This window comes from Acetobacterium sp. MES1 (assembly GCF_002237635.1).
Taxonomy (GTDB): Bacteria; Bacillota; Clostridia; order Eubacteriales; family Eubacteriaceae; genus Acetobacterium; species Acetobacterium wieringae.
Genome location: NZ_MJUY01000054.1, coordinates 54419 through 76775 on the forward strand (window position 1 = coordinate 54419; position 22357 = coordinate 76775).

A 22357-nucleotide genomic window follows, 5' to 3' on the forward strand; every position below is an offset into this window, starting at 1 on the left:
GACAAACTTTTAACATATAATAGCAGGAAGTAATTTTTTCAGAGAATTACATTCACACCAAAAACACTATTTAAGGAGGAAATTAAAAGTGAAAAGAGTTTATAATTTTTCAGCTGGACCATCTTGTTTACCACTCGAAGTCCTGGAAAAAGCTGGGTCTGAAATGGTATCCTATGGAGATGCAGGCATGTCCGTAATGGAGATGAGTCATCGATCATCCTATTTTGATGATATTCTGCAAGCTGCCAAAAGTCTTTACCGGGAACTGATGAATGTTCCAGAGAATTATGAGATTCTGTTTTTACAAGGTGGAGCATCAACTCAGTTTGCCATGGTTCCCTTGAATCTTTATTCAAAAACCAATAAAGCCGATTTTATGATTACCGGCAGTTGGGCAAAAAAGGCTTATCAGGAGTCAGCCCGTTATGGAGAAGCAAAGGTTATTGCGTCATCCCAGGATCAAACCTTTTCCTACATCCCCAAGGTGGATCCCAAGGATTTTACACCCGATGCTGATTTCTTCCATATTTGCGTAAATAACACCATCTACGGAACGCGATTTAAACCTGAAAATATTCCTGATACTGGAAATGTGCCACTGGTTGGGGACATGTCGTCAAATATCTTATCTGAAGTCTATGACGTTTCTAAATTTGGCCTGATTTATGCGGGCGCTCAGAAAAACATGGGACCTGCTGGTGTAACGGTCGTGATCATTCGTAAAGATTTACTGGGTCATGCCAAAGATTTCACCCCTACCATGCTGGATTATAAAATTCATGCGGATAACGATTCTTGCTACAATACCCCACCTTGCTACAGTATTTATATCTGTAAACTAGTTTTTGAATGGGTTAAAGCCAATGGCGGCGTTGCTGGAATGGAAGCAGTCAACAAAGAAAAGGCTCAAAAACTATATGACTTCATTGATAACAGCAAACTGTACAAGGGCACCGTTGTGCCGGAAGACCGTTCCCTCATGAATGTACCGTTTATTACCGGATCTGACGAATTAGATGCGCTATTCGTTAAGGAAAGTAAAAAAGCCGGAATGGAAAACCTCAAAGGTCACCGCAGCGTTGGTGGGATGCGAGCCAGCATTTATAATGCCATGCCGATGGCAGGGATTGATACCCTGATCGAATTCATGCAGAAATTTGAAAAAGAAAACGCCTAGGCGTTTTCGCTAAGAAAGGAAACACGACAGTGAATTATAAAGTTCAGACCCTCAATAACATTTCAAAAAAAGGGCTAAAATTATTAGGTGAAAATTATACGGTTTTAGATCAACCGGAGAATCCCGATGCAATTTTACTGCGAAGCTTTAAAATGCACGATATGGATATTCCAGCATCCGTTAAATTTGTTGGTCGGGCTGGTGCCGGGGTCAACAACATTCCCCTGGATAAATGTTCCGAACAGGGCATTGTTGTCTGCAACTCACCGGGTGCCAATGCCAATGCGGTAAAGGAACTGGTGATCGCCGGGATGCTGATCTCATCACGTAAGGTCGTTGACGGGATCGCCTGGTCAAATACCCTGGCTGATAAGGGTGATGAAGTTCCTGCTCTGGTAGAAAAGGGTAAGGGCGCTTTTGGTGGGCCGGAACTTTACGGCAAAAAAATGGGTGTCATCGGTCTTGGGGCCATTGGTGTCCTGGTTGCAAACATGGCTGTTGATTTTGGGATGAAGGTTTATGGTTTTGACCCCTTCATTTCGATTGACAATGCCTGGGGTTTAAGCCGCAAAGTAAAACGTGCCGTCAGTAAAGAAGAAATCTTTAAAAACTGTGATTACATTTCACTGCATATTCCTTATATGGATGAAACCAAAGATTACGTCAATGCTGATTTATTAAAAGATACCAAAGAAGGACTGCGACTACTCAACTTTGCCCGGGGCGGACTGGTTAACTACGATGCGCTGGAAAATGCCATTGAAGAAGGTATCATCGCCACCTACATTACCGACTTCCCCAACGAACGTTTGCTGAAAATGAAAAACGTCATTAACATTCCTCACTTGGGGGCATCAACCCCGGAGAGTGAAGAGAACTGTGCCGAAATGGCCATTCATTCGTTAAAAGAGTATCTGGAAAATGGTAATATCATTAATTCGGTCAATTATCCGGATTGCAACATGGGCGTTTGCGAAGCTGAAAACCGCATCACCGTGAATCACGCCAATGTGCCCAACATGTTGGGACAGATCACTAAGATTTTGGCTGACCATGATCTTAATATTGCCGTGATGACCAATAAAAACCGAGGAGCCTGGGCTTACACCATGATCGACGTTGACAGCAATGTTGGCGAAGACGTGAAAACAGCCTTAAAAGCCATTAAAGGGGTTACCCGAGTACGGATTTTAAAATAATTACAATACGACAAAGAAGTGGTCTTCGTTCATCTGAAGCCACTTCTTTATTTAAAAATAGGAGGAAATAATGGCAACAATCAAGCCCTTTAAAGCGGTGCGTCCGCTGCCGGAAAAAGCGCAGGATGTGGCAGCCCTGCCTTATGATGTCTATAACCGTGAGGAAGCGGCCATTGCCGCCCGTGGCAAACTGGATTCTTTTTTACGGGTTGACCGACCCGAAACGACCCTGGATCCTCGGATTAAAATCAATGACCCCTTTGTTTATGAAACCGCCAGAAAAAACCTGGAAAAATTGTTTCATCGCAAGGCTCTGACCCAGGACACCCAGGATTGCTTGTATATTTATGAGCTGATTATGGATGGCCGCAGCCAGGTGGGACTGGTCGTCTGTACGGCCATCGATGAATATCTTGATAATACCATCAAAAAACACGAACTGACCCGGGCCGATAAAGAAGAAGACCGAATCAAACACGTCGACGCCTGCAATGCCAATACCGGACCGATTTTTTTGACCTACCGGGCTCAGGACGCCATTAACGCCATGATCGACGCTTGGCGAAATGAACATCAGCCAGTCTATGACTTTGTCGCCGATGATGGGATTACCCACCGGGCCTGGGTGGTTGATGATGAGACCGTGATTACCGGCTTGGTCGAAAAATTTAGTCAGGTTCAGAATCTTTATATTGCCGATGGTCATCACCGTTCGGCTTCCGCTGTTAAGGTTGGCCTGATGCGTCGGGAAGCAAACCCCAATTATACCGGTGATGAGGAATTCAACTACTTCCTGTCGGTACTATTTCCTGATGAACAGCTGTACATCATGGACTACAACCGGGTCGTCAAGGATCTTAATGGACTCAGCGTTGAGGAATTTATCAGTGCCTTGTCAGAAAAATTCGAGGTGACACCAAAAGATGGCGAACCCGTGAATCCACCGCAAAAAGGCAGTTTTGGTTTGTTTGTGGATGGCAAATGGTATCTGCTGACGGTTAAAGAGGGGGTCTATGATCCCGCAGATCCGGTTAACTCACTGGACGTGGCGATTCTGCAAGACAATGTTCTGGTGCCAATTTTGGGCATTGGCGATATTCGAACCGATAAACGAATCGATTTTGTTGGGGGCATCCGGGGCTTAAAAGAACTGGAACGTCGGGCCAACGAAGACATGGTTCTGGCTTTTTCGATGTATCCTACTTCGATTGAAGAGCTGATGAACATTGCCGATGCCGATTTGCTGATGCCGCCAAAGTCTACCTGGTTTGAACCCAAATTAAGAAGCGGATTATTTATTCATAATCTTTACTAGTCAGTCATGAGCTAAACGAATTATTATAAAAGGCAATTGTTAACCGTGATCCAGCCGAAATCTTCGGAGAGGGCCGGGCGGGGAAAAATGATTGCCTTTTTTTGTTGTTTATTTACCAGCTACGGATGAGTCGAGACAAAATTTTCCCTGTGATTATGATTGAAGATTTAGATAATATATGATATCCTTTTCAACAACAGTGAACTGAAAGATGATGAAAAAACGGATTCTGACAGCAAACTGTAAATGTATTTAGTAAAATCAAAACAAAGTTATCGTACTGATGCCATCCGGGTTCGTCCCTAATGGAAAGGCGAGAGAATCATGTGTCATGTATCCATTTCATTTTTAAGAACAATGAATGGGTTATTTGCGTGTTTCCCTGTGCCCTCTGGTACAGGGTTTTCTGTTTTTTTGAGGATGTTGTGGGTAGCTTGTCAAAAAGAAGGTGAACAAGGAGAACGAGATGGAGAAAAGAATTGGACTGATTGCGATTATTGTTGAAAAAAAAGATGCCGTGGAAAAACTGAACCAGGTACTTCATGATTATGGCGAGCATATTGTTGGAAGAATGGGTATCCCTTATCATCAGCGCAACGTATCGGTCATCAGTGTGGTGGTGGATGCATCCACCAATATCATCAGCTCGCTGTCCGGGAAGCTGGGAATGATCGAGGGAGTTAGTATTAAAACCGTTTATTCAAAATTACCGAAGGGTGAAGAAGTGGAAAACAATCATGAATAACCTAACTGAAAAGCTGGAAAAAAAGCAGTTCCTGGAACGGGACGAATTTAAATGGCTACTGGAAAATAACACGCCGGAATTACGGGCGGATCTTTCAAACCGAGCGCAAAGAGTGTCAGGTGAAACCTTTGGTAAAGGGGTCTATGTCCGGGGACTGATTGAATTCAGTAATTATTGCAAAAATGATTGCTATTACTGCGGCATCCGCCAGGGCAACGAAGCAGCCCATCGCTATCGCTTAAGTGAAGAGGAAATTCTTGACTGTTGTGCGCTGGGATACGACTTAGGCTTTCGCACCTTTGTGCTACAGGGCGGTGAAGATCCGGGATTTTCCGATGAACAGATGGCGGCACTGATCAAAAAAATCAGAGCGGGGTACCCGGACTGTGCGATTACCTTGTCGATGGGAGAACGCCCTCGGGAAGTCTACGAAGCATTTTATGCCGCTGGGGCCAACCGCTATTTGCTCAGACACGAAACCGCCTCAGCGGAACATTATCGAAAACTCCACCCCCGGGAATTGTTGCTGGAAAACCGTAAGGCATGTCTCCAGGATCTCAAAGCAATCGGCTTTCAGGTTGGCACCGGCTTTATGGTCGGCTCGCCGCACCAAACTGTTGATAATCTGGTGGCAGATCTACTTTTTATTAAAGAACTAAACCCCCAGATGATCGGAATCGGGCCCTTCATCCCCCATCAGCATACCCCTTATAAGGATGCCAAGGCTGGTACCCTGGAAGAAACCCTGCTGCTGATTTCAATCTTACGTTTGATGCTACCTAAGGCCCTGATTCCTGCTACCACAGCCTTGGGAACAATTGATCCCAATGGTCGTGAATTGGGAATTCTGGCCGGGGCTAATGTGGTTATGCCCAACTTGTCACCAGTGGCGGTTCGAAAAGACTACAGCCTTTATGACAATAAGATCTGTACTGGCGATGAAGCAGCCGAATGCCGAGTCTGTTTAAGTAAACGGATGGAAGGAATTGGCTATGAGATTTTAACCCACCGGGGGGATTACCCGCAAGAATAGAAATAATGACGGTTGATTTTGAAAGTGCCGTGAGCTTTACAACCATCGTTCGATGGAATAAATTTATACTTATGAAATAATAAAAACTTGAGGAGCGTAAAATGTATAATGTAATGTCAAAAAAAGCGGTTGAATTTATTGATGACCAGGAAATTCTGGACACCCTGGCCTATGCGGAAGCAAATAAAAGAAATGCTGTCCTGATTGATGAAATCATTGAAAAAGCAGGTACCTTTAAAGGGTTGACCCACCGGGAGGCAGCAGTGTTACTGGCCTGTGAGCTGGAAGAACAGAATAACCAGTTGGTTAAACTGGCGATGGCGATCAAAAACAAGTTTTATGGCAATCGCATTGTCATGTTTGCGCCCCTATATCTTTCCAATTATTGTGTCAATGGCTGCATCTATTGTCCTTATCATGCCAAAAATAAAAACATCAGCCGCAAGAAGCTGACCCAGGAGGAAATTGCCAAAGAGGTGATCGCCCTGCAGGACATGGGCCACAAGCGGCTGGCCCTGGAAGCGGGTGAAGATCCTAAAAATAATCCCCTGGAATACATTTTAGAAAGCATCAAAACCATTTACAGCATTAAACATAAAAATGGCGATATCCGCCGGGTCAATGTCAATATCGCTGCCACCACAGTAGATGACTACCGACAGTTAAAAGAAGCTGGCATCGGAACCTATATTTTATTCCAGGAAACCTATCACAAAGAAAATTATGAAATGCTCCACCCCACCGGCCCCAAAAGCGACTACGCCTGGCACACCGAAGCCATGGACCGGGCCATGGAAGGTGGCATCGATGATGTTGGAATTGGGGTGCTCTTCGGACTGAATATGTATCGCTATGATTTTGTCGGGATGCTGATGCATGCCGAGCATTTGGAAGCTGCCATGGGGGTTGGGCCGCACACCATCTCCGTGCCGCGGATCTGTCCGGCTGACGATATTGACACCAGTGATTTTTCCAATGCCATTTCTGATGAAATCTTTGAAAAAATTGTCACCGTACTGCGCATTGCTGTACCTTACACCGGGATGATTATCTCTACCCGGGAGTCGCAGGCTTCCCGGGAGCGGGTCTTAAAACTGGGAATTTCTCAGATCAGCGGGGGATCAAGTACCAGTGTCGGTGGTTATGATACGCCTGAACCGGAAGACGAAAACTCCGCCCAATTTGAACTCAATGATACCCGGAAACTGGATGAAATTGTCAACTGGCTGCTGGAAATGGGCCACATTCCCAGCTTCTGTACCGCCTGTTACCGGGAAGGCCGTACCGGCGACCGCTTTATGCAACTGGTCAAATCCGGTCAGATTGCCAACTGCTGTCAGCCCAATGCGATTATGACCCTCAAAGAATATCTGGAAGACTATGCTGCCCCGGAGACCAAATTAAATGGTGAAAAAACCATTGCCCGGGAGCTGGCATCAATTCCCAACGACAAGGTTCGCAGAATTGCTGCTGACCATCTCACTGAACTGAATTCCGGCAAGCGGGATTTTAGATTCTAGTATGCAAAAGCCTCCCGGAAGGGAGGCTGAGGTTGTCGCTAAACTCCCGTACCGACCAATTGTTAATCTGTTGTTCGCTGCGGAATCGGACAGGCTCTGCCGTGTCCGCTCCGATGCGTACAACATGATGTAACAATTGTCGGTACTGGGTTATCTTTTTTGACAGTCTGAGCCTCCCTTAAAGGAGGCTTTTATGTTTTACAATAACGGGGAGAAGAGCCGGGATATCGATTCTTTGATCTTGACCCGGCGGCTGCGGTTGCGATAGAGTTCCTTATTATAATAGGTGCATTTTTTTATATCTTCGACAAAGATGTTTTTAAGTTTGGTGGCAACCTTGCGGTCATAAATAAAGGCATTGGTTTCGAAATTCAGCCTGAAGCTGCGGATGTCAAAGTTACAGGAACCCACCGAACAGACCGAATCATCAACGACAATGGTTTTAGCATGAAGGAAGCCATTTTCATAAATAAATATTTTGGCCCCATATTCAATCAGCTCACCCACATAAGCCAGGGTGACCCAGTAAATAAAAATATGATCCGGCTTATTGGGAATCATAATTCGCACATCAATGCCGGATAATAGGGCGATTTTGAGAGCTTCCAGGATACTTTCGTCGGGCACAAAATAGGGTGACTGAATCAGGATATAATCCTCAGCGGTATTGATCATCCGCAGGAAACCCTGCTTAATCTGCTGGTTGATGTTGTCGGGACCGCTGGAGACAATTTGAATACCCGCCCCGGATTTTTGGGGAATGACGGGAAAATACTGATTGAGTTTGGTATCGTCAATGAGGAGCTCCTCATTGGAACTGGCCCGCCAGTCCAAAAGAAAACGATGCTGAAGCTCATAAGCCGCCGAACCGACCACTTTTAAATGGGTATCCCGCCAATAGCCCATTTTCTTCTCCAGACCCAGATATTCATTGCCGATGTTAAACCCACCGACAAAACCGGTGACACCGTCTATGATTACAATCTTGCGATGATTTCGGTAATTGACCCGGAGATTGAGCATTTTAAACCGGGATGGGAAAAAAATGCCAATTTTACCCCCGGCAGATTCGAAGGCTTCGAGAACCGTCCGAGGAAGATATCGGCCGCCCATGGCATCAAAAAGCAGCCGTACTTCGACACCTTCTAAGGCTTTCCGGGTCAGAATGTCGAATAGTTTAGCAGTCAGGGTATCATTTTTAATAATGTAGTATTCCACATGAATGGAGGATTGGGCCTCTTCCATGGCATGAAAGAGAGCATCAAATTTTTTATAGCCATCGGTAAAAATCTGAACCTCATTATTGTTGGTGTATAGGGATTCACTGACATTGAGATGGAATTCAATGGAATGTCGGTATTTCTCGATGGGACTATCCGGATCAATGGCAATAATACGGGACAGTGACCGTTGCTGTTGCCGTAGCAGTTGATGATACTGAATGTTCTCCGGGGTATTATAACGAAAAATTTTTCGTTTGGTTAAATTCTGGGAGAAGAGGATGTAAAATAAAAATCCTAAAATAGGAACCATCCATAAAAACAATAACCAGGCATAGGTGCTTTGCGGGTTCTTGCGTTCCAGAAAAATAATCGTGAAGGTCAGAGTAATATTTACAACAAAAACAATCGTTGAAAATATTGCGGCAATACCCAATAACATAAAAACCTCCGTAAGTATATTTCACCTATTATAGCATAAATGGCAACAAATGGAATAGTCCGGATTTTGAATGATTTGATTTTGCTTGACATTATTGTGATGGGGATCTTATAATAGACGTTGTCTCAGGTTTGTGGTTGAAAGTCGATGCCAGATGCAGGCGAAGCGATCCACGTAAGACAATTCAATAGCGAATTGTTGAGCATAGTGCGTCTTAGAAGTAAGTCCAGCCGGGTACACCGAGAGAAGGAGTTGTGATGCGAACACTGAGCTAAACTTCCAGCTGGCGAGTGTGGGGGAAAAGACCAGGTCAACTGAGGCAGCTTAAAAATGAATAACTTTATTTTAGATGATATTTTGTGACAAGAATTTGACACAAATGATTTTGACTAAAAGGGATTGGATTGGGTATAATAAGAATATACTTAAAAGCACTTCATGAGTGAGTGTAAACGAGTAAGGTTGACCTTTTGAAAGGAGTTGTCGTTATGAGATTCACAATTTACGGAAAAAATATGCATGTATCAGAAGGTTTAAAAGAAACATTAAAAAAGAAACTGGGGAAATTTGATCGTTACTTTGGTCAGGAAACTGAAGTGTACGCCACCTTCAGCAAAGAAAAAAATTACCAGATGCTGGAAGTAACCATTCCTGTGGGAAAAACCATTTTACGAGCTGAAGAAAGATCCGAGGATATGGTGACATCAATTGAAGATGTTGTCAATAAACTGGAAGGTCAGCTTAGAAAACATAAAACAAAATTACAGAAACGCAATCAGGATGAAGCAGCGAAGTTTAACTTAGAAGGGATCGAAGGACTCGAAGATGATGTGTTCCAACCCAAAGTCGTTCGAACCAAAAAATTTGCGGTCAAACCCATGAATGTTGATGAAGCAACCTTACAAATGGAATTGCTGGGACATGATTTCTTTGTATTTCTCAACGGCGATACGGATGACGTCAATGTTGTCTACATGAGAAAAGATGGAAATTACGGCTTGATCGAGCCAACTTTCTAAAATTTTTTAAGAAAAAACTGAAAAGAACGATAAGCACCCCTTGAATAATCGATTTAAGGGGTGTTTTTGATGAAGTTGTTTTATGAATTCACTTTATTTTCAAATTTATACATTATTTAGGCATAAAGTTTTGACAGAACTTTTCTTTTGTTTTAAAATAGACCTATATGCATTAATATCTAAACATCGATAAAGATGAGAATACCTAAGAAATGATTATAAATAAATAGTGGGGTTAAAATAAATATGTTAATACTAATTGCAATTATTTTAGGTTTTTTAATTGGGAAAATTCGCAGGGGAAGTCTGCGTGGCTTCAAAGTCAGAAAAATTTCCCTGCTACCGGTAGGGATTTTAGGGATGGTGTTGCAGATTGCTTTGCATCTTTACATCTACACTGGCGGTATTTCGTTGGTTGAACCCTATCTGGAGATTGTCAATTTTGCCAGTTATATCCTGATATTAGTCATGCTGGTATTTAATCTGGATGATTTCTGGGTTATTCTGATGGCAGTGGGGATTACTTCGAATTTTGTTGTGATTTTTATTAATGGTGGGCACATGCCTGTTTCGCAGGGCGTAATTGATACGCTGCCAGCAGCTTTTGGCGAGCAAATCGTTCAGGGGTTGAGTCCTTTATACGCATTGATTCAACCGAATACGCTGTTATGGTTTTTGGGGATTAATTTACCGATTCCGGTGCCCTATGTGCCCCTGATCATGAGTCTTTACGGATCGGTGGCCGGTGTAACGGTTGGTACGATTGTAACTCTGATCGGTTTAATTGGTTTTATTCAATATGTAATGAATAAAAAAGCGTCCATCATGCAAGACGAGCGCAATGACCATGGTGAAGACGAAGGTATTTTTGGCGATGACGATGATTATGAAATCAGCGGGGTTTCGCTCCAGAACAGCTATCAGGAAGGTTATGACGAACCGGAAGATATTGACGATTATTATCGCGACATGGCGGCGACCGGAGGGATTCGTGGTGATCGGGATGAAAATGCCACGATCGCTATTCCTGCCGAAGGCTTTAGAAGTGCCGATAATAGCAGTGTTCAGGACAGCTTTGAAACCAGATTGATTCCGGCAGCTCTGGATGAGGTGGATTCAGGAATCGGAACGGAAACTGAAGAAATTGTCATCAGCAAGAGTGATACCCAGGAAACTCGGATCATGGAACCGGTGGATGATGGCAGTACCAAGATTATTAGTAATATCCAGGATGTTGGCACCTATGTTAAGGGCGAAAAAGAATTGGAAGCCGCTGATATGGAAGAAATTCTCAACAGTGAGGACGCTGGCTTTTTTACCAAAAAGTATTATGAAGAAAAACTGGCGGTTGAAAAAGAACGACTGATTCTGCAAATGCGGGAAATGGAACTGAACAAGGTGGCAAAATCCCTTAGTGATCCCGAGGGCGAACCCCATCCTGTACCGGAATCCGATTTGCGGATCGTGGAAAGCTTCAAACTCACCGATCTCGACCAGCCGTTTGTGTTACGGAGCGAAACCAGTACCTATGATAGTGGTGTAAAAAGTAAAGATGAAGACGATGTGGAGTTTTCTGAAGATGAGATGCTCAATGTCTGGCAACGCCTGAATCTGGAAGATGAAAAACGTAAAGCCGAACGGCGTAAACAACTGATGCGGGAAACCAGTAAAGAGGCAGAAACCCTGATCAGTGGTTCGCCCCGAGATGAGGTTGCCATTCCCTTAAAGGAAATCGAAGAGGTGACAGAACCAGTAGTGGGTCGGGTATACGACAGTACCAATGAAGACAAGGACAAATTGCTGGCCAATATGGATGATGATGAGCGTAAGAATTTTCAGGAAACCGTCGATGAACGAAAGCGGGCGGGCTATGAACTGGTCGAACTGAAGTTGGACGGAAAAGATGTGGCTTTTTGGCGCAAGAAAAAATAAATGATAAATAGTTGCAAAACAAGGGGACTGTATCAAAAAATACAGTCCCTTTAAAATTATATAAGTTTCATTAAAGAGAGTATGCTATAATAAAGTTTAGTGTATAAATACAGCAAGAATGTTACAAAGGAGTGAAAAGATTGGGAATTTTAGATCAGATATTTGATAGTAATAGAAAAGAATTAAAACGGATGCAAAAAAAAGTTGACCAGATTCTGGAGCTGGACAGCCGCTATGCAGCCATGAGTGATGATGAATTAAAGGGCCAAACCCTTATATTTAAGGAACGACTGGCTCAGGGGGAAACCCTTGATGATTTGCTGGTCGAGGCCTTTGCCACCGTACGGGAAACTGGGGCCCGGGTTTTAGGCATGAAACACTTTCCGGTTCAGCTTTTGGGGGGGATGGCCCTTCACGAAGGCAATATTGCCGAAATGAAAACCGGGGAAGGTAAAACCCTGGTATCAACTCTGCCCGCCTACCTCAATGCCTTGGATGGCCGGGGGGTCTATATTGTTACGGTCAATGATTATCTGGCAAAACGTGACAGCGAATGGATGGGTAAGATCCACGAGTTTTTGGGACTCCAGGTGGGTCTGGTCGTTCATGGCCTGTCATTTCAGGAAAAGCAACACGCCTATGCCTGCGATATTACCTACGGCACTAATAACGAATTTGGCTTTGACTACCTGAGAGATAACATGGCCTCGGTGAAAGCCCAGCAGGTGCAGCGGGAACTTAACTATGCCATCATCGATGAAGTGGATAGCGTGCTGGTCGATGAAGCCAGAACGCCACTGATTATTTCCGGCAGCGGAGACAAAAGCACCAAACTGTACGCTTTGGCCAATAGCTTTGCGAAAAGCCTGAAGGCCGATGATTATATCAAAGATGAAAAAGCCAAATCAGTGATGTTGTCCGATGAAGGGGTCATTAAAGCCGAAAAGTATTTCAATCTCACCAATCTGGCGGATATGGAAAATATGGAAATATCTCATCATATTAATCAGGCCCTTCATGCCAATACCCTGATGTTTAAAGATCGGGATTATGTGGTCAAGGATGGCGAAATTATTATCGTCGATGAGTTTACCGGTCGTTTGATGCCCGGACGCCGTTATTCCAACGGTCTACATCAGGCCATTGAAGCCAAGGAAAACGTTAAGGTCAACCGGGAATCCAAAACCCTGGCAACCGTTACCTTCCAGAACTATTTTAGAATGTTTAATAAGCTGTCTGGGATGACCGGGACGGCCAAAACCGAAGAAGACGAGTTCCAGACCATTTATAATCTCAATGTTTTATCGATTCCCACCAATAAACCGCTGATTCGTCAGGATCTCAACGACTTGATCTATAAAAGTGAACAAGGAAAGTTTCTGGCTGTCACTGAAGAAGTTAAGCGGCGACATGCCACCGGTCAGCCGATTCTGATCGGAACCATTTCGATTGAAAAGTCGGAACTGCTCAGTGGCTACTTAAAACGTTCTGGTGTTAAGCACAATGTCTTAAATGCCAAATTTCTGGAAAAAGAAGCTGAAATTGTCGCCAATGCCGGTCAAAAAGATGCCGTTACGATTTCGACCAATATGGCCGGTCGTGGAACCGATATCGTTTTGGGTGAAGGGGTCAGAGAACTGGGCGGACTCCATATTCTTGGTACCGAACGTCACGAGAGTCGCCGGATTGATAACCAGCTTCGTGGTCGGGCCGGTCGTCAGGGAGATCCCGGTTCTTCGCAATTCTTTGTTTCGTTAGAAGATGATCTGATGCGGGTATTCGGATCAGAAAAAATTCAGGGTCTGGTTGAATCGATTGGTCTGGATGAAGAAACGCCGATCGAAAATAAAATGCTGACCCGGGGTATCGAGAATTCCCAGAAACGGGTGGAAGGTCGCAACTTTGACATCCGGAAACATGTGCTTCAATATGATAATGTCATGAATCGCCAACGGGAGCTGATCTATGAACAGCGGCAGCAGGTTATTGATGGCAAAGATATGGAAAGTGAAATCTGGAGCATGACCGAAACCCTGATCAATGCCTATGTCAGCATGTATACCGGCGATGGTCAGTATTATGACGATTGGGATCTGGAAGGGTTACACAAACATCTTGAGGCCAATGTTTTGCCGAAGGACACTTTCACTCTACCGGAAAAACCGGAAAGTACCGAAGTACTGGTGGAAGCGATTTTGGGTGAATGCCGCAAAGTGCTGGAAGATAAAAAAGAAAAGCTGGGTCTGGAACAGCTGCAGAATATTGAGCGGATGATTTTGTTAAGAAGTGTCGATTCTGCCTGGATGGAACATATTGACAACATGGAGCAGTTGAAACAGGGGATCGGACTGCGGGCCTATGGACAGAATGATCCGGTTAAAGAATACACCAAAGAGGGATTTGATCTGTTTGACGATATGATCATGCGGATTCAGGAAGATACGGTTAAATACTTATTCAATTTGAATATACAGGTGGTTCCGGCGGAAGAAGCACAGGCAAAATCGGTGGATTTCAGTCAGATGAAGACCAACGAAAATGAAATTGAAGGAAAACCGAGCGGGCCGGCCAGTGCTCAAAACAAGGTTGGCCGCAACGATCCCTGTCCCTGTGGCAGCGGGAAAAAGTATAAGAAATGTTGTGGTGCATAAAAAAGTTGAAAAAGAAGGGGTGTGATCGTGATGATCGATTTGTATGAGGAAAAACAAATCATCAATGCAATGGCGACTAAACTGAAGGAAATGGGGAATTCACTTTGACTTGCCACGGCTTGTCAATGAAATGGAGGCCTTAGAAAAAAAAACTGAGGATCCGGAATTCTGGAATGATCAGAAAAGTGCACAAATTGTTTTAAAAGAACTAAAAATTATAAAAATCAAGGTGGATCATTATAATGCGTTGGCTGAAGCCTTGGATGATGTCCAGGTGATGCTGGAGCTGGCCGAAGAGGGCGAACTGCTCGACGGCTTTAGTGAATCGATACGGGAACTCGATGAAAAACTGGATAATTTCCGGACCGAGACCCTGCTTTCCGGTGAATTTGACAGCAATAATGCCATTATTTCGCTGCATCCCGGGGCTGGCGGAACCGAGTCCCAGGATTGGGCTTCGATGCTACTGCGGATGTATACCCGTTGGGCCGAAAAGAAGGGGTATAAGGTTAAAACCCTGGATCTTCAGCCTGGCGATGTGGCTGGGATTAAAAGTGTCACCCTGCTGATTGAAGGGGTCAACGCTTACGGCTATTTAAAAACCGAGCGGGGAGTGCACCGGCTGGTGCGGATCTCTCCCTTTGATTCATCTGGCCGCCGACATACCTCGTTTGCATCCCTTGATGTGATGCCTGAGGTCGATGAATCGGTGGAAATAGAAATTCAACCCGACGAAATTCGGATTGACACTTTTCGCTCCAGCGGGGCCGGTGGCCAGCACGTTAATACCACTGATTCGGCGATACGGATTACCCATTTAAAAACCGGGATTGTGGTGCAGTGCCAAAACGAACGCTCCCAGCATCAGAACAAAGAGGTGGCCATGAACATGCTTAAAGGCAAGCTGGTGGAAATCATGGAGCAGGAAAAGATGGATCACATTGAAGATATTAAGGGTGACTACAGCCAGATTGCCTGGGGCAGCCAGATCCGTTCCTATGTCTTCCATCCATACAACATGGTCAAAGACCACCGCACCAATGTCGAGGTCGGGAATGTCGGTAGCGTCATGGATGGCGATCTGGACGGTTTTATGAATGCTTATCTCAATACGATGGTATAGAATAATTACGGAACTAATTTAAGAAGAATAGTAAATTGCGAAATATAAAAACATCGAACAATGATTGCTTTGAGTGCAGTTTCCACAACAAGAAGAAATCGCGATGCGAATTTCTTCTTGTTCGCGGGCAGTCGCCAACTACAAGTAAACTTGTGATTGGCTCATTGCCTTCACGAAAACAATTGTGTAACGTGTAGGCGAACAGTTCAGCGAACTGTCCGCCGTACAGTGTAACAATTGTTTCGTGCGAAACTGGGCGCAAAGCTCATGGCAGTTTTGCAATTACCTAATTTAAGAAGAATTGTTGGAGGGGAAAATGGCAAAGAGCTATCAGGAAATTAACGAAAAAATTGCCCGGGGCGAGGCGGTGGTTGTCACTGCCGAAGAAGTCATCGGGATTGTCAAAGAACGGGGCGTTAAAGAAGCCGCCGACTATGTGGATGTGGTCACCACCGCTACCTTCGGACCGATGTGTTCATCGGGGGCCTTTCTGAATTTTGGACATTCTGATCCGCCGATCCGAATGGGGGAGATCAGCCTCAATGGGGTTTCCGCCTACGGTGGTCTGGCAGCGGTGGACACCTATCTGGGGGCCACCCAGCCGTCAACAGACAAGGGTATTGAATATGGTGGGGCTCATGTGATTAGTGACCTGATCGCCGGAAAAGAAGTCCATCTGGTGGCAAAATCTCAGGGGACTGATTGTTACCCCAGAACCGAGCTGGATACCTGGGTCACACTGGAGGATTTAAATGAAGCTTACCTCTTTAATCCCAGAAATGTCTATCAGAATTACAATGCCGCCATTAATGGTTCCAGCCATCGGCTTTACACCTATATGGGAATTCTGCAGCCCAATATGGGAAATATTACCTATAGCACTGCCGGTGAATTAAGCCCCCTGCTTAATGACCCGTTGCTTAAGACCATTGGTATGGGTACCCGGATCTTTTTTGGCGGCGCTCAGGGCTATGTGTCCTGGATGGGTACCCAGTTTAATACCGCCTGTCCCCGGGATGAAAAGGGCTACCCCCAGACCCCCGGCGCAACCCTGGCCTTAATCGGAAATATGAAAGAAATGAATTCCAAATATATTCGTGGCGCTGTTTATGAAGGTTACGGCACCTCGATGTTTGTTGGCGTAGGGATCCCGATTCCGATACTCAATGAAGAAATAATGGCTTTTGTGGCGGTGGAGAATAAAGATCTGTACACCAATGTGATTGACTACAGTGTTCCTAAAAAAGCCAAGCCAGTTTTGAAAAAAGTTTCTTATGCTGAACTGCGAAGCGGATCGGTGGATATCAATGGCAAAAACATCAAGACGTCACCACTTTCCAGTCTGAAAATGGCCAGAGAAATTGCCGAAGAGTTGAACAATTGGATCAAAAAAGGTGATTTTTTTCTGCAGGAACCGATTCAGAGCTTCCCGATGGGAAATTCCCTTAAGGGTCTGGAAATCAAGGAAGGAGAATCCCGATGATGACAAAAAAAATACTCTTGTCCTTTCCGCAGAAGGCTGCCGGTCAGCCGATGGCCATGGAACTGATCAAAACCTACCATCTGGATTTCAACATCCTTAAAGCCTTTATCGATGATAATATTAAAGGAACCCTGCTGCTTGAAATAAAAGGTGAAGAAGCCGATATTGAAGCCGGGATTGTCTATTTGCGTCAACATCAGATTGGGGTCAGAGACATCGAATCGGTGGTTGAGGTGGACCCTGACAAATGTGTTTCCTGTGGTGCCTGTACCGCAGTCTGCGCAGTCGGTGCCCTGGAAATGACGGCTGACTGGTCGCTGGTGCATCACGATGACAAATGTCTGGAGTGTATGCTGTGCGTTAAAGCCTGCCCGATGCGGGCCATCCACGCGCTGATCTGAGTATGCAATACCAACCCCGAACCTATCGAAAGATGATGAAAGCCGAGGATCTGGATTATTTCCAGGTCCTCGAATTTGAATCCGACCTTTTTATTGGTGTCGATCATGGCCGGAGTAGCCCGGAACTGATTGGGGCGGTACAGACTGAAGTACAGACCCTTCGCCAGACTATTTTTAACTACCATCGTAGCAATCCGGATTTTATTAAATCATTGTTGCCATTGCCGCTAAATTCTGCTGCCGCCCCGATTGTAGCCGATATGCTTCTAGCCGGAAAAATAGCCGGGGTAGGACCGATGGCAGCGGTAGCCGGTGCAGTCTCAAAATATATCGGAAAGATGCTGGAATCTCACACAACCGAGATGGTGGTGGAAAACGGCGGCGATCTTTTGATCCGGACCAAAAAAGTGCGACGGGTGGCGCTTCATACCACCAATTCCCAATTTGTCGATCTGGGTATCGCAATCAAACCCCGGGAAAAGGCCCTGGGGGTCTGTACCTCCTCTGGCGTGATGGGGCACTCCCTGAGCTTTGGCAAGGCCGATGCTGTCACTGTGATCAGCGAAGACATCCCACTGGCGGATGCAGTGGCAACCGCCCTGGGAAATCGCATCAAAAAACCGGAAGATGTGGAAAAAGGACTGGACTGGGTAAGAAATATAAAAGGAATCCTCGGCACCCTGATTATCATTGATGATCAATTGGGGGCCTGGGGTGAAATTGAACTATGCTAATACATGCAACCTGTCTAAAGGAAAGGAGAACCAGTGAAACTAGGAGAAATACTAAAAAGTAAGCGGCTGTATCTCGATGGCGCCATGGGGAGCCTGCTGCAGAATAAATTGGCGGCTATTGGCCCGGTTCCCGAAGTGCTCAACCTGACCCATCCGGAGCTGATTAAAGAAATTCATCAACTATACATCGATGCCGGGGCCAATATTATTCTTTCCAATACCTTTGGGGTTAACGGCTATAAGCTTAAGGGTTGCAATTATACCGTTGAACAATTGGTGACGGCTGGGGTACACAATGCAAAGGCCTTGAATCCCGACTATGTGGCCCTGGATGTCGGACCATTGGGAACCCTGATCGGGGCTCTCGGGGAGATGCCATTTGATCAGGCTGTTGACTATTTCAAAGAGGTTATTACCGCCGGTGATCAGGCTGGTGCCGATCTGATTGTCATTGAAACCATCACTGATATCTGCGAGGCCCGGGCAGCTCTGATTGCTGCCAAAGCCGTATCGGAGCTGCCGGTGATTGTATCGATGACCTATGAGGAGAATGCCCGGACGCTTACTGGCAGCGATGCGTTGACGGTTGTCAACATTCTGGAGGCTCTTGGTGCAGATGCCATTGGGATTAATTGTTCCACTGGACCGGATGCGATGCTGCCGATTATCGCCGATCTGGTTCGCTATGCCTCGGTGCCGATTATGGTGGAACCCAACGCTGGTTTGCCACATATGAAAGAGGGCAAAACCGTCTATGACATCACCATCGATCAGTTTACGCAATATATGGTGCAAATTGCCGAGATGGGAGCCTTAATTCTCGGTGGTTGCTGCGGCACCACCCCGGCCTATATCGAAAAAATGAAGCAGGCTACTGTGGATCTACCGCTTTTTCCGGTCACCGCAAAAGGCTTTACTGCTGTTTCTTCCAGTACCAAAACGATAATCCTGGGCGACGACATTCATATCATCGGCGAATGTATCAACCCGACGACCAATCCGGTACTGAAGGCCTCCCTACGTGCGGGTGAACTGTCCGTGGTGACCCAGCTGGCGGTTGATCAGAAAAAAGACGGCGCTGATATTCTCGACATTAACCTGGGACTACCGGATATTGATGAAGAAGCGATGATGCAGGAAGCCGTCGACACAGTTAGTAAACTGGTGGATTGTCCGCTACAGATTGATTCCTCCAATCCGGAAGTCATCGAAGCTGTCCTGCGGAGCTATCCCGGTAAAGCAATTATTAATTCGGTTAATGGCAAACAGTCGTCAATGGCAGCGATTTTTCCGATCGCTAAAAAATACGGAGCCTTGGTGCTGGGTCTGACTATGGATGAGAGTGGTATCCCCAGTCTGGCGGGTGATCGCTTTGCCATTGCCGAAAAAATCATCACAACGGCGGAATCTTATGGAATTCCTAAGAAAAATATTTTGATTGATGCCCTGGTGTTAACCGCCTCGGCCCAACAGGCAGAAGTCCGGGAAACCATCAAAACCCTGGAAAAACTCCGGGCTCAGCTGGGTGTACCAACGGTATTGGGGGTTTCCAATATTTCTTTTGGACTCCCTAACCGCGAACTTCTAAACCGAACCTTTTTAGCGATGGCTCTGGAAGCGGGACTGACCACCCCGATTATGAATCCCGGTGATCAGGAAATGATGGACACCATCAAAGCCTTCCGGGCCCTCTGGGGTTTTGATGGCCAGTGCATTGCCTATGCCAACGCCTACAAAGACAAAAGCGCCGCTGTAACCAAAGCAGAAACCGGGCGGGCGACTCTGGGACTAAAAGCGATCATTGAAGAAGGTCTGACGGATCAGGCGGCTGCAGCCACGGCCATTCTTTTAAAAACCAGAGAACCGCTGGATATTGTCAATAATGAGATCGTCCCGGCCCTTGATGCAGTGGGGGATGCCTTTGAAACCGGCGAATGCTTCCTGCCCCATCTGATTTTTGCAGCCGAAACCGCCCAACAGGCCTTTGAGGTCATCAAAGAAACGATGACCCAAGCCGGTCAGACTCAGGTAGCCAAGGGAAAAATTGTGTTGGCCACAGTCGAAGGCGATGTTCACGACATTGGCAAGAATATCCTCAAGGTGATTCTGGAGAATTACGGCTACGAGATTGTCGATCTCGGTAAGGATGTCAAGGCTGATACCATTATTCAGACAATCAAGGCCGAAGGGATTAAACTGGTCGGTCTCAGTGCTCTGATGACAACCACTGTCAAGAATATGGAGAAAATCATTAAAGAAATTAAAGCCAGTTGCCCAGGAACTATCGTCATGGTTGGTGGAGCAGTACTAAACCCTGAATATGCAGAGACTATCGGCGCCGATTATTACGGCAAAGATGCCCGAGAAGGTGCAGGAATTGCCAAAACCGTATTTGCGTAACAGTAAAACAGAATTCTATCGCGGTCTTTTCAGACTGTCAAAGAAGATAACCCAGTACAGACAATTGTTACATCATGTTGTACGCATCGGAGCGGACACGGCAAAGCCTGTCCGATTCCGCAGCGAACAACAGATTAACAATTGGTCGGTACGGTAGTTTATCGACAACCAAAAAAGACAGCGTAAAGCTGTCTTTTTTGGTCAGTCGCTAATCAATTGGAAGGCTTCTACATCAAAAAGTCCCAGATCGGTCAGGCGCAGGGCGGGGATTACTGGCAGGGCCATAAAAGAAAGGGTGATAAACGGATCAACCCCGGAAGCGACGCCTAATTGATGGGCGCTGGCAATGAGTGCGGACACCTTTTTCTGAACCAGGTCTCCGGGCTCAAGACTGATCAGACCAGCCAGAGTCAGCGGCACCGAACCAATGATGCGGTGATTGCCTGCTACCACATAACCGCCACCAATTTCTACAAGGTGCTTAACTGCCAGCAAAATATCCGCATCATTATCGCCAACGACAATCATATTGTGAGAATCATGGGCGACAGTGGTGGCAATGGCCCCATTGCGGATGCCAAAGCCCTTAATGGCAGCAACACCGACGTTGCCGGAGTGGCCATGCCGTTCAATGACACACAGCTTATCATAGTTTTCGTCGGGACAAAAGGTGCCATCAATTCCTGGCAGGGTTTCAATCAGATGGTGGGTTTCAATCTGATCCTTGATAATCTCGATTACATGATTTTTTTGACCAAGGGGGAGTCGCAGTTTTTCTGGCGTGAGGGTGTGGATATGAACCGAATCGAGCAGCTTAGGATCAATCGGTTGCTGGGGCGGATGGGCCCAGGTAGCATCATCCACCAGCCGACCATCCCGATAAACCTGATTCACCTGCATGGTGCCCAGATCCGATAGGATCACCAGATCGGCCTGGTATCCCGGGGCAATGGCGCCGAGTTTTCTGAGGCCATAGGCTTGGGCGGTGTTAATGGTGGCCATCTTGATTGCCTTGATTGGGCAGAGGCCCAGATCAATGGCCTGTTTGATATTAAAGCGGATATGACCCTCCCGATGAATATCTTCTAAATGCTTGTCATCGGTACAGAAAAGGAATCGATCCAGCGGACAGTCACTTTCCAATAAGCCACTGATGATGGCATGAAGGTTTTTGGCGGCAGAACCTTCCCGAACCAGAATATAAAAGCCCGCCTGCAATTTTTCAAGGGCTTCGGACCAACTGGTGGATTCGTGCTCACTGTGGATTCCGGCGCTGGCATAAGCCTGCAGGGCTTTACCGGAGAGCCCCGGGGCGTGGCCATCGGCCAATGCGTTGCGGCACAGGGTCAGTTTGTCAAGAATCACCGGATCTCCAGTCAGCACAGCGGGATAACACATGACTTCCCCCAACCCCAGAACCCGGGGATGATTAAGATAAGCTTGCATATCGGCGGCTAAAAAGGGTCCTGCGCCATTGGTTTCAAAGGGGGTAGCGGGTACCGATGAGGGCAGCATCACAAAAACATTTAAAGGAATCTGTTCGGTGGCTGCTAGTAAGTAATCCAGTCCGGATTTTCCAGCTACATTTACCAGTTCATGGGGATCGGCGATGATCGTGGTGGTGCCAGTAGGAACAATCGCCCGGGCCAGCTCAAAAGGTGTAACCATGGTGGATTCAATATGCATATGGGCGTCAATAAAGCCAGGGACAATATATTTGCCATCCAGATCCACTTCTTCAAGACCCTGATACGTTCCAATGCCCACAATGGTGCCATCGTTAACGGCCAGATCGCCAACACAGATTTCTTCAGAAAATACGTTGAGAATCTTAGCGTTTTTGAAAACCAGTTCGGCTTTTTCAAAGCCATTGGCGACAGCAATGTTTTTTTTGAGACATTCGTTATATTTTTTCATGTTCCATCCTATCTTGGTTCGTGATTTATTTGCGGCAAAGAATAAT

The 22357-nt window shown here is 45.9% G+C and carries 16 protein-coding genes; 14 read left to right on the forward strand and 2 right to left on the reverse strand.

What is annotated here, in order from left to right:
* The first annotated feature begins 88 nt into the window (after nucleotides 1–88).
* The 6 genes from serC to hydG all read left to right on the forward strand — a co-directional run bounded on the left by serC (nucleotide 89) and on the right by hydG (nucleotide 6989).
* Nucleotides 89–1177 (forward strand): 3-phosphoserine/phosphohydroxythreonine transaminase, encoded by a 1089-nt coding sequence (gene serC / locus BI182_RS14880; protein ID WP_070369969.1) that lies wholly within the window; start codon nucleotides 89–91, stop codon nucleotides 1175–1177.
* A 29-nt stretch (nucleotides 1178–1206) separates the two neighbouring features.
* Nucleotides 1207–2376, forward strand: coding sequence for a phosphoglycerate dehydrogenase (locus BI182_RS14885; protein WP_070369970.1), 1170 nt, complete (start codon nucleotides 1207–1209; stop codon nucleotides 2374–2376).
* A gap of 70 nt (nucleotides 2377–2446) precedes the next feature.
* Complete coding sequence (locus tag BI182_RS14890; protein WP_070369971.1) at nucleotides 2447–3691, forward strand: DUF1015 domain-containing protein; 1245 nt, start codon at nucleotides 2447–2449, stop codon at nucleotides 3689–3691.
* 466 nt (nucleotides 3692–4157) lie between these two features.
* A complete protein-coding gene (locus tag BI182_RS14895; RefSeq protein WP_070369972.1) occupies nucleotides 4158–4436 on the forward strand; it encodes a TM1266 family iron-only hydrogenase system putative regulator in 279 nt (92 codons plus the stop codon).
* Nucleotides 4429–5469 carry a [FeFe] hydrogenase H-cluster radical SAM maturase HydE gene (gene hydE, locus BI182_RS14900; protein ID WP_286809072.1) on the forward strand — a complete coding sequence of 347 codons (1041 nt, stop codon included), beginning with the start codon at nucleotides 4429–4431 and terminating at the stop codon, nucleotides 5467–5469. The genes BI182_RS14895 and hydE overlap by 8 nt, the downstream gene beginning before the upstream one ends.
* Before the next feature lie 101 nt (nucleotides 5470–5570).
* Nucleotides 5571–6989 carry a [FeFe] hydrogenase H-cluster radical SAM maturase HydG gene (gene hydG, locus BI182_RS14905; protein WP_228881362.1) on the forward strand — a complete coding sequence of 473 codons (1419 nt, stop codon included), beginning with the start codon at nucleotides 5571–5573 and terminating at the stop codon, nucleotides 6987–6989.
* A 198-nt stretch (nucleotides 6990–7187) separates the two neighbouring features.
* On the opposite strand, the gene cls is transcribed toward hydG, so the two are convergent.
* Entirely contained in the window at nucleotides 7188–8651 is a 1464-nt protein-coding gene (cls, locus tag BI182_RS14910; protein WP_228881365.1) for a cardiolipin synthase, read from the reverse strand.
* 488 nt (nucleotides 8652–9139) lie between these two features.
* On the opposite strand from cls, the gene hpf reads away from it, so the two are divergent.
* From hpf to BI182_RS14950, 8 genes are all read left to right on the forward strand, one after another.
* Nucleotides 9140–9670, forward strand: coding sequence for a ribosome hibernation-promoting factor, HPF/YfiA family (gene hpf / locus BI182_RS14915; protein ID WP_070369976.1), 531 nt, complete (start codon nucleotides 9140–9142; stop codon nucleotides 9668–9670).
* Between the two features lie 246 nt (nucleotides 9671–9916).
* Nucleotides 9917–11602: a DUF5317 domain-containing protein gene (locus BI182_RS14920; protein WP_070369977.1), complete on the forward strand. Its 1686-nt coding sequence runs from the start codon at nucleotides 9917–9919 to the stop codon at nucleotides 11600–11602.
* A gap of 140 nt (nucleotides 11603–11742) precedes the next feature.
* On the forward strand, nucleotides 11743–14253 hold the full coding sequence (gene secA, locus BI182_RS14925) for a preprotein translocase subunit SecA (protein WP_286809075.1): 2511 nt from the start codon (nucleotides 11743–11745) through the stop codon (nucleotides 14251–14253).
* A gap of 30 nt (nucleotides 14254–14283) precedes the next feature.
* Nucleotides 14284–15376 (forward strand): peptide chain release factor 2 gene (prfB, locus tag BI182_RS14930; RefSeq protein ID WP_286809176.1). Its coding sequence is split into 2 segments (ribosomal slippage): nucleotides 14284–14358 and nucleotides 14360–15376, totalling 1092 coding nucleotides; the frame shifts between segments, so codons are not numbered across the junction.
* A gap of 316 nt (nucleotides 15377–15692) precedes the next feature.
* Nucleotides 15693–16859 carry a homocysteine biosynthesis protein gene (locus BI182_RS14935; protein WP_148637314.1) on the forward strand — a complete coding sequence of 389 codons (1167 nt, stop codon included), beginning with the start codon at nucleotides 15693–15695 and terminating at the stop codon, nucleotides 16857–16859.
* Nucleotides 16856–17260, forward strand: coding sequence for an NIL domain-containing protein (locus BI182_RS14940; protein WP_070369980.1), 405 nt, complete (start codon nucleotides 16856–16858; stop codon nucleotides 17258–17260). Before BI182_RS14935 ends, BI182_RS14940 begins: the two co-directional genes overlap by 4 nt.
* Before the next feature lie 2 nt (nucleotides 17261–17262).
* Nucleotides 17263–17994 carry a UPF0280 family protein gene (locus BI182_RS14945; protein ID WP_070369981.1) on the forward strand — a complete coding sequence of 244 codons (732 nt, stop codon included), beginning with the start codon at nucleotides 17263–17265 and terminating at the stop codon, nucleotides 17992–17994.
* A 33-nt stretch (nucleotides 17995–18027) separates the two neighbouring features.
* Nucleotides 18028–20394 (forward strand): homocysteine S-methyltransferase family protein, encoded by a 2367-nt coding sequence (locus BI182_RS14950; RefSeq protein WP_286809078.1) that lies wholly within the window; start codon nucleotides 18028–18030, stop codon nucleotides 20392–20394.
* A 201-nt stretch (nucleotides 20395–20595) separates the two neighbouring features.
* Here BI182_RS14950 and ade read toward each other — a convergent pair whose 3' ends face one another.
* A complete protein-coding gene (gene ade / locus BI182_RS14955; RefSeq protein WP_148637316.1) occupies nucleotides 20596–22311 on the reverse strand; it encodes an adenine deaminase in 1716 nt (571 codons plus the stop codon).
* Between the last annotated feature and the right edge of the window lie 46 nt (nucleotides 22312–22357).